General features: G+C 36.8%; 9 protein-coding genes. 5 read left to right on the top strand and 4 right to left on the bottom strand.

All coding sequences use genetic code 11. From position 1 onward, the window contains the following. Positions 1–215: 215 nt before the first annotated feature. From FLUTA_RS08925 to FLUTA_RS20730, 4 genes are all read left to right on the top strand, one after another. On the top strand, positions 216–2,072 hold the full coding sequence (locus FLUTA_RS08925) for a tetratricopeptide repeat-containing sensor histidine kinase (RefSeq protein WP_013686540.1): 1,857 nt from the start codon (positions 216–218) through the stop codon (positions 2,070–2,072). After that, positions 2,069–2,713 carry a LuxR C-terminal-related transcriptional regulator gene (locus FLUTA_RS21950; RefSeq protein ID WP_013686541.1) on the top strand — a complete coding sequence of 215 codons (645 nt, stop codon included), beginning with the start codon at positions 2,069–2,071 and terminating at the stop codon, positions 2,711–2,713. Before FLUTA_RS08925 ends, FLUTA_RS21950 begins: the two co-directional genes overlap by 4 nt. Before the next feature lie 172 nt (positions 2,714–2,885). Beyond that, positions 2,886–4,592: a T9SS type A sorting domain-containing protein gene (locus FLUTA_RS08935; protein ID WP_013686542.1), complete on the top strand. Its 1,707-nt coding sequence runs from the start codon at positions 2,886–2,888 to the stop codon at positions 4,590–4,592. Positions 4,593–4,626: 34 nt separating this feature from the next. After that, positions 4,627–5,829: a T9SS type A sorting domain-containing protein gene (locus FLUTA_RS20730; protein ID WP_013686543.1), complete on the top strand. Its 1,203-nt coding sequence runs from the start codon at positions 4,627–4,629 to the stop codon at positions 5,827–5,829. Positions 5,830–6,029: 200 nt separating this feature from the next. Here FLUTA_RS20730 and FLUTA_RS20735 read toward each other — a convergent pair whose 3' ends face one another. The 4 genes from FLUTA_RS20735 to yiaA form a co-directional block, all read right to left on the bottom strand. Then, positions 6,030–6,659, bottom strand: a complete 630-nt coding sequence (locus tag FLUTA_RS20735; protein WP_013686544.1) for an NYN domain-containing protein — start codon at positions 6,657–6,659, stop codon at positions 6,030–6,032. A gap of 329 nt (positions 6,660–6,988) precedes the next feature. Next, positions 6,989–8,299: a ribosome biogenesis GTPase Der gene (der, locus tag FLUTA_RS08950; RefSeq protein WP_013686545.1), complete on the bottom strand. Its 1,311-nt coding sequence runs from the start codon at positions 8,297–8,299 to the stop codon at positions 6,989–6,991. A gap of 52 nt (positions 8,300–8,351) precedes the next feature. After that, complete coding sequence (gene era, locus FLUTA_RS08955) at positions 8,352–9,227, bottom strand: GTPase Era (protein WP_013686546.1); 876 nt, start codon at positions 9,225–9,227, stop codon at positions 8,352–8,354. Between the two features lie 164 nt (positions 9,228–9,391). After that, positions 9,392–9,793, bottom strand: coding sequence for an inner membrane protein YiaA (yiaA, locus tag FLUTA_RS08960; RefSeq protein ID WP_013686547.1), 402 nt, complete (start codon positions 9,791–9,793; stop codon positions 9,392–9,394). A gap of 270 nt (positions 9,794–10,063) precedes the next feature. Here yiaA and FLUTA_RS08965 point away from each other — a divergent pair, with 270 nt between their 5' ends. After that, positions 10,064–11,686, top strand: a complete 1,623-nt coding sequence (locus FLUTA_RS08965) for a leucine-rich repeat domain-containing protein (protein WP_013686548.1) — start codon at positions 10,064–10,066, stop codon at positions 11,684–11,686. Positions 11,687–11,690 lie beyond the last annotated feature (4 nt).

Raw genomic sequence — 11,690 nt, forward strand, 5'->3', positions numbered from 1 at the left:
AAAGCTGTACTTTTTACAATCTCACGATGTCACTATTCTGACTTAAAACTCCTCCTTTTGATTTCATAGTTTAACTTAGATTCTAGTTATTTAACTTATTTCGGATGAATCTTGTGATAAATTCATAAACTTGCCTTATATTTAGTAGAGAGTAGCAACTAAAAAAGGAGATTTTTCAACCAATTGAACAACTCTAAATTTAATCCAATGAATGCATGAAAATTTGGGCACTATTTGCGGGATCAATTGCCCTAGCTTCTTGTACGACGAATCACGTGACTGAAAATCCAATTTCATCACAAAACAGTATCGATTCTGCACAAATAGTCGACTATTACAATCGAGCTACTTTATTTGCGGATTCTAACCAATATTACAGAGAGAAAGCACGTGAAGTTGCGCTTAAAAATGGGTCTACAAACTGCACGGCTACACAACTATTTTTGGAAGGGAAGGCTTTTCTGAATCTGGGAAATTTGGACTCTGCAGATGCTGTTGCAAATAAAGGATTGAGCTTATCCTATCAACCAAATGAGGCAGGATTTCGTGGCAAATTTTACAATCTAAAAGGAAATACAAACGGATATAGACGTAATCTCTATTCCTCGTTAGATAACTATGTGAAAGCTGAGAAGATTTTTAGATCGGTGAATGATTTGAATTCGCTCGCTGGGATTTATAGCAACATTGCAAACAATTATTTCAGTCTGAAAGATTATCATACGGCATTGGAATATGCTTCTAAAGGGTATCAATTACTCAAAAACGTTCAGGAAGATCGCATAAAAGCCAATATCTTGACCACTTATGCAATTGCACTCAATAAAACCAAACAGCCAAATAAGGCGTTATTTATTGAAGCGAAAGCCGATAGCATTGCCAATTTGAACGGTGATCCGATGGCTAAATTGGCAGTAACAATCGGTTATGCAGAAATTTACAAAGCAGACAATCGATTTGACAGCGCGCAGTTGTATTACAATCAATGTATTCAACTAAGTAAAAAGCTTGGAGTTAAGCATTTTGAACTGATGAGTCAAATTGGTTTAATGGGCATTTATGATGAGCAAAATGCTTTTCAGAAAGTGATTGATAAGGGTGATTCCGTTTTAACACTCGCTCAGGAATTAAATAACCGGGATGTCATTCATACTTCAAAACGAATTATTGGAAAAGCCTATGCAGCGAAAGGGGAATATAAAAAAGCATTTATTTTTTTTAATGAATCCTACGAGTTGTACAGTGAAACTGCCGGAGTCGAAAACCAAAGAAACATCAATGAATTGCGTTTAAAATATGAGTCAGAAAAAAAGGCGAAAAAGATTCTAAAGCAACGTTACCAATTGGCCAAGCAGCAAAAGGAAATAGGTGAAAAACAAACATTCATAGCAATGTTACTTCTGCTCTTGCTAATTACAGTTCTAGTACTATTTTTTGTGCGTAGACTAGCACGAAATAAGCAAGCTATTTTAGGGTTACAAGCGAACCAAAAAATAGCAGAATCCATGATTCAAGGCGAAGAGAAGGAACGTGCCCGAATTGCTTTTGAAATTCACGATGGAATTGCGGCAACGGTGGCTGGAATCAGTTATAAATTAGGCGCTGACACCAATAAACAGGAGGTTGTTGAATTATTGAAAGGATTGCAGGAAGATAGCCGGAAAATTGCCCATAATTTGATGCCTGTCGATTTCGATAAGATTGATTTAATAGAGGCAATTGAGCTTTTTTCTCAAAGAATTTCTACCTCGATTACTGAAATTATCGTTCTAAGTCACCCCATGAATTTACAATTTAGCACTGCTAAAAGTCATTTGATTTATAGAGTATTGCAAGAGTTAATAGGAAATGCACTCAAGCATGCTCAGTGTCATTCCATTTTTGTCAAATTTGAATTGATAAACAACGAATTGACTATTCAAGTAGAAGACGACGGTTTAGGAATAACTCCGTCTCAAATTGAATCAGGATTGAAGAGTGTAAAGGAACGAATCTCAGCATTAGAGGGTAGAATCACCATTCAATCTATAGAAAATAGGGGTACAACGGTTAAAATTCAATTAGAAGCATGAAGCAATTGACAATTTTATTGGGAGATGATCATCAGCTCATTACCACTGGTTTGAGAGATGTATTGCTTAAGGAACCAATTGTTTCAAGGGTAGATTGTGCCAATAATAGTACGGATTTGTTGCAAGCTGTAGACAAGTACACTTATGACATCGTTTTTTTAGACATCCATTTTGGTAAGGCTGACGGAAGAGAAATTGCGACACAATTGTTGCAAAAACAGCCGTACCTTATACTTGCGGCATTGACGAGTTTTGATGATTCAGAAACAATTCAAACGACCGTTAATGCAGGATTTAAGGCGTTTTTTTTAAAATCAGATGACATCATAGAATTGGTGGAATGGATCGGAAACAGGTCGTTTGACACCTTTTATCTTAGCAGACAAACAAAAGAATCGTACACGAGCCAGGCTCTTTTTAATGATGCAAAGAAGAAGACCCATATCCAACTCACTACGCGTGAGAAACAGGTGTTGAAGCTTATCATGGATGAATACACTACTAAGAGAATCGCCGAAGAGTTATTCCTGTCAGAGAAAACCATCGAAAATTATCGCTCAAGTTTGATGTTAAAACTAGATGTAACCAATTTAACCGGACTTGTAAAAAAGACCCTTTTACTGGGCTTGTTAAACGAGTAAACAAGGGTATTCCCTAGTTTGAAAAAGGAGGATTCCCCATGTAATCATGTACTTCAATACCCGTAATTTTATTCTATAATTTCAATCTTCAGAATCAGAGCAGATTCTGTGCTTTCTTGTTATAAAAAACAAGTGAGTTGTTGGAGTTTTACAACGAATAAAATTTGAAAAAATGAAGAAAATAATCTTATCACTAACGCTGATTGGTGCATCACAGTCACTTATCGCGCAAATGCCAAACCATCATTGGACCAGAAATGCAGACGGGGGAGCCTCGGCAATTGGAAAATGCATGGCAGTTGATGCCGCAGGAAATGTTTACACTGCTGGAGTATTCGGGTCTACGTCAGACTTTGACAATTCTCCAGCAGTTGGCAACCTCACATCGAATGGCGGAAACGACATTTTTTTGGTAAAAACGAGTCCCCAGGGAAATTTTTTATGGGCGAAAAACTTTGGTGGTTCTGCAGAAGATATTCCATCTGAAATCGTGTTAGACCAAGCAGGAAATATCTATATCACCGGAACTTTTAACGGAACCGCCGATTTCAATCCGGATGGAGGTGTTACTAACTTGACATCGGCAGGAATGGAGGATGTTTTTGTAGTGAAAGTAAATCCAAGCGGTCAGTTGGATTGGGCCAAAAGTATCGGAGGAACAGATATCGATGAAGGAAATGGGATTGATATCGATGATTTTGACGGAGCTGTTTTTGTTTTCGGGTCTTTCAGAACAACCGTGGATTTTGATCCGGGAGCCGGCATTCAAAACGCAACAAGCAATGGAAGTTCCGATATTTTCATGTTAAAATTATCTGCTACGGGTAATTATGTGACGTCAAAAACGATAGGAAGCATTAGCTCGGATCGCGGCAGAGATATTGTCGTTGATGCTTCATCCGGAGATCAATTTATGACAGGAATGTTTGGTGGAAACACTGATTTTAATCCAGGGGTACCTGTCGTAGAGTTAACAGGTACCAATGACATTTTTGTCTTAAAATTGGATTCGTCTAATGACTTTGTATTTGCCAAAAAGATGGGTGGAATTGCTGTGGATGAAGGTAGAAGTATTGATATTGATGACAATGGATTTATTTATGTCCATGGCTCATTTATTTCGACTTGTAATTTTGACACGAATGGCGGAACCACTAATGTGACATCCAACGGAAGTGATGATGTTTTTGTGGTACAATTATCACCAAGTGGATCCCTGAATTGGGTAAGTACGTTTGGTAGTGTGGGAACAGAAGATTTCATGGATATGGACGTGACTAATTCGGGTGCTGTTTATATTACGGGAGAAATGGCCAATAATATGGATGCAAATCCAGATGTTGTGTTGAGCAATACCTTAACAAAGCTTGGAGCGGAAGATGCTTACATCATTGCGTTAAATTCAAATGGAACGTTTAATTGGGCAACAAATTATGGCACTGCTGATGTTGGTGCATATACCAGAGGATATGGAATTTATGCAGACGAGTCAAGCAATGTGTATATCACAGGATCCTTTACAGGTACAGTTGATTTTAACGCTTCAGCAAGCATAAACAATATTATAGCCATTGCGGGTTCAGATAGTTGGTATCAAAAACTTGGAACTGGTACAAATAGTTTGAATGATCATCAATCGCTTTCTCATTTATCTGTAAGTCCAAATCCAAGCACAGGTCTTTTTAGTCTAAACTCAGATATTCAACTAAAAAATGCTCAAATAATCATTACAAATTTGAGAGGTGAAATTATTCAAGAAGTAACCAAAATTGATGGTCTAGGTTTTAATGTCGATTTGGAAAACACAGCAAGTGGAGTTTATTTGATAACGATTGTTTCGAACACATTCCAGGAAGTAATCAAGATTGTGAAAGAATAAGCGAGTCTTTTTGAATTTATTAAATGAACCGATTATGAAAGTTATGGTAAAAAAAATACTTACGCTCACTTGTTTTTTAGCAACAAGTGTTCTTGTCGGAGCGCAAAATCTTCCCCCTAGAACACCAAGCGCCTTTAATGTAAAGCAGCTGCATTGTGGCCATAGTTTAACTTCTCCATTGTTTGGTCCTTGGCCAGGTCAATATACGGAGTTGGTTGCTGATGAAAACGGATTAGCAGGATGGCAAATTTTAGGTTCGATGGTTGGAAAAGCAGATTTGCCAGGAGCTTGGTTAACGATGCACTGGAACTACACCACTTCCCCCTGCTGGCCAAATTGTTACGAACCGAATAGTAATCCAGCATTGGAAATCTCGAATTGGGAGTTATTGGTGGTCACAGAGAATTTTGAAGGTCCTGCAAACAACAGTTTGAACCTTTCAAGAGAGAATTTGCTGAATTTCGTCAATAATTCGTGGCAAAATGGAAATAGCGGAGCAGGTACGCCAACTATGCTTTGGACCAATTGGCCAGGAATAGACGGGTCGGCTTACTTTTTTGATGGATACGGCATTCCTGAATCTACAGATGGAAGTGCTGCTGGATGGAGGCAAATGCTCGATTTTCTAGAAGATGGTGGTATGGGCGGAACAAATGGTTGGCAGGCAATGCAGGACTATGCGAATGACAATAGAACGAGTGGCTGTCCACCTGTTTACATTATTCCAGGGAATCGAATGATGGCGCGTTTTTATGACGATGTACAGGCAAGTTTGGTCCCTACGATTACGCATGTGAACCAAATTTTTACGGATGGTGTTCACACAAATGATATTGGAGCTTACATGATTTCAATGATTCATTATGCGTGTATTTTTGGACAATCACCTGTTGGGCTTTCAAATAATCCGCATGCAAGTGTAACGATTGATACCAATTTGGCGGCTTACATTCAAAATATGGTTTGGGATGTTGTAACCAATTATCCGAGAAGTGGAATTGTTGGAACAGCAAACGTACAAGAAGTTGCTCAATCGCGAATCAAGGTGTTTCCAAATCCGGTTTCAGACATTCTAAATGTGGAGGTAGAAGGTGTTACAGAGAGTAAAGAAATTTTTGATCTATTGGGAAATAAGCTAATGACAACAGACGCAAACACGATTGATTTGACCAATTTGGCGAAAGGGTCTTATCTGTTAGTTATTGGTGATGAGCAGCAGATAATTGCGAAACAGTGATTGTAAGTAAATAACACAAAAAAGTAGAGGCTGGTCGCGACCAGCCTCTACTTTTATAAAAGAATAATTGTTTAAGACTGCACTAATCCCGAAGATTCGGGATCTGTACCGAATCAAAAGCGGTGTTTTTTCTTATTTCTTTCTAAAATAGATTCTCACCGGAACCCCTTCAAATTGTACACTTTATCAAGTCTTTACTTTTACCAATGTGATGGTTTAGCAAAATCTCCTAAAGCTGTTTGAACTAATCCTTTAAACTGAGAATTTTGGTATTTCTGCGGTTTAATTGAATAAGTTTGATCGGTATAGATTTTAAGTTCATCATTAGTTCTTTTATAAGGGAAAAAAACAATGATTTTGATTTTAGGATTAATTTGTTTTGCCAATTCAATTGCAGGAATTAAATCCGTATCTCCTGAAACGATAGCTATCACATCGCACATTGCTTTTGCTGCTAACTCAATAATTTTTGATGCAATCGCAACATCTGTTTTCTTTTCTTCAAAAGTTTCGAATGTTTCATTACATTTTTTGCAGAACACTTCTTTCGGTTTAAATCCACCATAAATTGCTTCAATTCCTTTTGTCTCTAAAGCAGCAATATACCTCTTATGTCGCTCAATGCTGTTGGGTTTTTCCTTCTGAACATGAAGTCTTAGTGCAGTGAAATAAAAAATTTTTTCAAACTTTGCAGTTCCTCCAATAGCACCCATATATGAATGCAATAAAGTTTTGATATCTAGCCATTTGGCTTTAATACCATTGTTTTTTTCAAGATCCTCTATTGAGTGATAAAGGTTGAAACCATCAATTAGAAATGAGACTTTCATTCAGTGCATAAAAAACCCCCTAAACCGGAGAATAGAGGGAGCTTATAAATTTCTTTACAAGTGGAGTTGACACAAAGATAGAAAGAAAATTGATATCAACACCTGTTTTATGAACAATTTACAGAAGTTATTAACATTTCTTAAACCTCTTTTAAAACTTAAGACTTCTATTTTCTATGTATAAGTTGGATTTTCCAGTCAATATTGAGTTGATTTCACATAAATACATAAGTGCATTAAAACGGGATTATTAAAATTAATTCAGATTAAGGACGATCTCTTTTAGAACAATAAAGGTTAAAAGATGTCCATCTTTATTGTTTTGAGTATTACTTCTTACGGAAGTAGATTCTCACCGGAACCCCTTCAAAATTATACATGTCACGTAATCTATTTTCCAAGAAACGTTTGTACGAATCTGGAATATATTGTGGCAAATTACAGAAGAATGCAAACGCTGGAGCATGTGTTGGCAACTGTTGCACGTATTTAATCTTCACGTATTTTCCTTTCAATGATGGCGGTGGATTGCTATCAATAATTGGAAGTAATTTATCATTCAATTCGGATGTAGAGATTTTCCGCGTACGATTTTCAAAAACCTCCATTGCTTTTTCCAACGCTTTATGAATGCGTTGTTTTGTCAATGCAGAAGTAAAGATGATTGGAACATCGTTGTAAGGAGCTAAATCCTCTCTTAGTTTCTTTTCGTATTCGACAGCAGTCATGGTATCTTTTTCAACCAAGTCCCACTTGTTGACCAAAACAACCACACCTTTGTGATTTTTTTCAATCATGTAATAGATTGTCAAATCTTGTTTTTGAATTCCCTCAGTAGCATCGATCATAAAAATACAGATGTCTGAATTTTCAATCGTACGAACGGAACGCAATACCGAATAATACTCAATATCTTCGGTTACTTTTGCTTTTTTTCTAATTCCTGCGGTATCAATTAACATGAAATCGAAACCAAAAGCTTTGTAGCGTGTATCGATAGAATCTCTTGTTGTTCCAGAGATATCTGTTACAATATTTCGTTCTTCACCAGTGAAAGCATTAATCATAGAAGATTTACCTACGTTTGGTTTTCCAACTACAGCAATGTGAGGAAGATTTGCTTCTTCTTCGCCACGTGGATCTTCTTTTTCAAAGTATTTCACTACTTCATCCAAGATTTCTCCTGTACCAGAACCATTTGCTGCGGATAAATCAAAAACTTCTCCAAGTCCAAAGGACCAAAATTCAGCTGACATTCCAACGCGATCATTGTTGTCTACTTTATTTGCGATGACCAATACTTTCTTTTTGGATTTTCGCAAAATTTTCGCAACCGTTTCATCCAAATCAACAATTCCAGTTGTAGCATCCACTACAAATAGAATGACATTTGCTTCATCAATCGCAATTTCAACTTGCTTGCGGATTTCTCCTTCAAAAATATCTTCTGAACCTCTTACGTAACCCCCAGTATCAATGACTGAAAACGGAATTCCGTTCCATTCACCACGACCATAAATGCGATCGCGAGTAACACCGCTTATTTCCTTTACAATTGCATGATTGCTTTCTGTTAAGCGATTGAATAGGGTGGACTTTCCTACATTTGGGCGTCCTACGATGGCAATAATATTTCCCATTTTTTGTTTTTTAGACGTACTTCACAGCACTGCGTTATAGATAATCTCGGGCTTAATACCCGTACTTTTTCAATTTTTGTTCACTGGTTCTCCAGTCTTTGTCCACTTTCACGAAGGTCTCCAAAAATACTTTTTGACCCAAGAAAGCTTCCATATCTAAGCGTGATTCGCGACCAATGCGTTTCAACATGTCACCTTTTTTACCGATCAAAATTCCCTTTTGAGAATCTCTTTCTACAATAATTAAGGCGCGAATATGTGTAATGTTTTCTGCTTCCTGATAGGATTCAATTTCTACCTGACAAGCGTAAGGAACCTCTTTGTCACAATGTAAAAAGATCTTTTCACGGATCATTTCTGCGACGAAGAAACGCACAGGACGATCCGATAATTCATCTTTATCAAAGTATGCAGGACCTTCAGGAGCCAATTGCAAAATGCGGTCCCAAATGACATTGATGTTGAATTTATGCAACGCAGAAGTTGGAATAATTTCCGCATTCGGAACTTTTTCTTTCCAATATTGTACGCGCTCTTCCAATTTTGTTTGATCCGCCAAATCAATCTTATTCAAAATCAATAGAACCGGAATTTTCAATTTCACAATGCGTTCAAGCGTTTCCTTGTGATTCATTTCGTTTTCAGACATGTCTGTGATGAAAAGCAAAATATCGGCATCTTTGAACGAACTTTCCACATAACTCATCATCGCTTCGTGCAACTTATAAGAAGCATTGACTACTCCTGGAGTATCTGAAAAAACGATTTGATGATCATCACCGTTCACTAAACCATGAATACGGTGACGTGTTGTTTGCGCTTTGGATGTAACGATGGAAAGCTTTTCGCCCACCAATCCATTCATAAGGGTTGATTTACCAACATTTGGGCTACCAACAATATTTACGAAAGCTGATTTGTGAGACATATACTTGAAATTTGGTGCAAAGGTACGCTTCTTATTCTAAAAAATGGCTGAAATGCCCGAATTCCTGCGTTAATAAATTGAAATATTTAGACTTTTAATGGCCATTTCGATTAAATATAAAAACCTGTCTATCAAATGACAAACAGGTTTTCTTTTAAGATTGATTAGAAAGGTTTCTCTTTGGAAATAGCGTCACGTGTATTTTTCTGTATAGCAATTACTCCAAATAGAGCTAGTACAAACGAAAAGGCAAAGAATCCTTTTTCACTTCCCCACATATTGGCATTCCACAATCCAATAACCAAGAGAGAAATAGATAAGATGGTGCAGAACCAGCTAATGCCGTAATACAAATCGGTTACTGGAATTCCTTCCAATTTGTCGCGAACACTTTTTTGGACGCTGATTACAGAGAATAAACCAAACATAATTACTGTAAAGTAGTATCCCTTTTCACTGAGTTGCAGATTCTGGTTTCCAAAAATTCCAGTGAAATATCCTATTAATCCTGTTCCAAATGCTATCCAGCTAGCAGCAATAAATGCGAATGAAGGTTTCTGAGTCATCGTTTTAAGTTTTAAAGTTTAGACAAAGATGCGCCTTACTAACAATTTAGTAAAACGGTTTAGTAATACTTCAATAGAGTGAGTTGCGATTTTCCGTACAGGTGATTTTAGAAGGAAAAGTATTGAGCAACCAGAAGATGTGATTCCTGTTTCTAATCAAATCAGCGATATAAAATATTTTTTGGTAACTACTTTAGCTTTTTTATATTATTGAAAGTAACTTGGCTATAATCTGTCTTGCAGATTAGTATAACACATAAACGATATACAATGAATCTTGATAAGTTTCTTTTCTATTTTGTATTCATTCTCTACGCGAGCTCTAACACACTCAACGCTCAAATAAAAAAAATATATTATTCATTGGAAGAGGCCCTGAAAAATAAAGATCAGGTGTATCACTTGTCTTTGAAAGGTCACGTTTTAAATGAATTCCCTTCTTCCATATTTGAAATGAAAAATTTGAGGTCGTTGAATCTTTCCAACAATAACATCAAATATATTCCGGACTCTATACAATTACTTCCGATGATAGAATATCTTGATTTGTCGGGAAACAAAATAGGAACTTTGCCAAACTCTTTTTGGTCACTAACATCATTAAAAGAACTTTCTCTTTCAAAAAACGATTTAAGCTCTTTATCAGGGTTAATTGGAACTTTAAATCAATTAGTATCGCTTGAATTAAGTGGAAATAGACTGAACACATTGCCGAGAGAAATAGGACTTTTAACTCAATTAAAAAAAATAGATCTCACTAACAATAATCTAAGCTCGCTGCCAAAGTCATTTGGTGAGTTGAAGGATTTGGAGGAAATTTTTATCGCACACAACAGGATTTCTAAAGTCTCAAAATCATGGTGCAGACTGCGGCAATTGAAAATCATGGATGCAGGAAATAACAGACTAAAAAAACTACCAAACCAGATCGTACAACTACAATTGCTCAGTGTACTTCTTCTGGATAGTAACCAACTTGTCTGTTTACCGAAGTCTTTTGGTCAGCTGGAGAACTTATCGGGAATTTACTTACAACATAATTCTCTTAAGCTATTGCCAGAATCTTTCACCAAATTGCACCTTATTACTTCGCTGGAAATTTCGGAAAATCGCATAACACGTTTGCTGTCATCCCTCAGCGAAATGCGCAATCTAAGGCAAATTTATGCTAGCAATAACCTCTTGTCTACCCTGCCGGATTCGATCGAAAAAATGAAAACTCTAATGATCGTCAAATTAGATCACAACCAATTTTCGACATTCCCGGAGTCTTTGCTGAAATCAAAAAGTATTATCGTACTTGATTTGCAACAGAATGGGCTGAAGCATGTGCCTGAACTGCATCTGAGTATGACGAATTTAGCAGATCTCTATTTGGATCAATTTCCGATTTCCGAGGCGATAAAAGAAATTAAACTTTACACTTCCATCGACTCAGCTCTCAAATACGCAAATGAGGTTTACAGGTTAGATCTTAGCTATCAAAAATTACAACGTTTGCCTGAAAGCTTCGGATCGTTATCCGAATTGCGCTGGCTCAACCTGAACTACAATCGGCTATCAGAACTCCCGGAATCCTTTAAAGACCTGAACAAGTTAAAATCCCTTTCAATTGTAGCGAATGGGCTGGAAACGATTGATTCAGCAATCTGTTATTTGGATGCGTTGGAAGAACTTCAGTTGAATGGTAATAAACTTTCTTTTGTTCCTGATTGCATAGTTCAACTGAACAACCTGGAAACATTTAATTTGCAGCAGAATTATATTGAGCAATTACCGGATTCTTTTTTCGAACTTAAAAATCTGAAAACACTGATCTTATATGGAAATAACTTAAAGCATTACCGGGCGTTATTTGAAGAAAAAATGCCAAACTGTTCAATTGTTTTTTAACATC

Origin of the sequence: Fluviicola taffensis DSM 16823 (assembly GCF_000194605.1) — a bacterium.
Classification (GTDB): Bacteria; Bacteroidota; Bacteroidia; order Flavobacteriales_D; family Crocinitomicaceae; genus Fluviicola; species Fluviicola taffensis.

Coding starts and splice junctions, on each gene's coding strand:
- era (WP_013686546.1), bottom strand. CDS start 9,227: ATGTCTCACAAATCAGCTTTCGTAAATATTGTTGGTAGCCCAAATGTT.
- FLUTA_RS08925 (WP_013686540.1), top strand. CDS start 216: ATGAAAATTTGGGCACTATTTGCGGGATCAATTGCCCTAGCTTCTTGT.
- FLUTA_RS08965 (WP_013686548.1), top strand. CDS start 10,064: ATGAATCTTGATAAGTTTCTTTTCTATTTTGTATTCATTCTCTACGCG.
- FLUTA_RS20735 (WP_013686544.1), bottom strand. CDS start 6,659: ATGAAAGTCTCATTTCTAATTGATGGTTTCAACCTTTATCACTCAATA.
- der (WP_013686545.1), bottom strand. CDS start 8,299: ATGGGAAATATTATTGCCATCGTAGGACGCCCAAATGTAGGAAAGTCC.
- FLUTA_RS21950 (WP_013686541.1), top strand. CDS start 2,069: ATGAAGCAATTGACAATTTTATTGGGAGATGATCATCAGCTCATTACC.
- FLUTA_RS20730 (WP_013686543.1), top strand. CDS start 4,627: ATGAAAGTTATGGTAAAAAAAATACTTACGCTCACTTGTTTTTTAGCA.
- FLUTA_RS08935 (WP_013686542.1), top strand. CDS start 2,886: ATGAAGAAAATAATCTTATCACTAACGCTGATTGGTGCATCACAGTCA.
- yiaA (WP_013686547.1), bottom strand. CDS start 9,793: ATGACTCAGAAACCTTCATTCGCATTTATTGCTGCTAGCTGGATAGCA.